This is a genomic window from Paenibacillus sp. BJ-4 (genome assembly GCF_020404765.1).
Lineage (GTDB): Bacteria > Bacillota > Bacilli > Paenibacillales > Paenibacillaceae > Paenibacillus.
Genome location: NZ_JAIVEM010000184.1, coordinates 1 through 209, shown reverse-complemented (window position 1 = coordinate 209; position 209 = coordinate 1). Strand labels below are relative to the sequence as shown.

1 protein-coding gene is annotated in these 209 nt (G+C 55.5%); it reads left to right on the top strand.

The genetic code is table 11. From position 1 onward, the window contains the following. The coding region (locus tag LCF57_RS26410) for a hypothetical protein (protein WP_226003317.1) at positions 1 to 209 on the top strand (209 nt) is incomplete at both ends.

Sequence of the window (209 nt, the reverse complement as noted above, 5' to 3'; positions counted from 1 at the left end):
GGTGGCCAGGGATCGAACGGCATCTGGGATCAGAGCACCTGGAATTTCGTGACAGCGGATGAGACGGCGCCGCAGCTGGTGTCGAAGTCACCGGAAGGTCTTTATCTAAGTGGAGTGGGTCCAGGGAAAGCGTACTTTAACATGGAATTCGACGAGTCAGTGAAATGGAATCACGGGTATGTAAGACTGCACGAGGCCTCGGGAGGAGC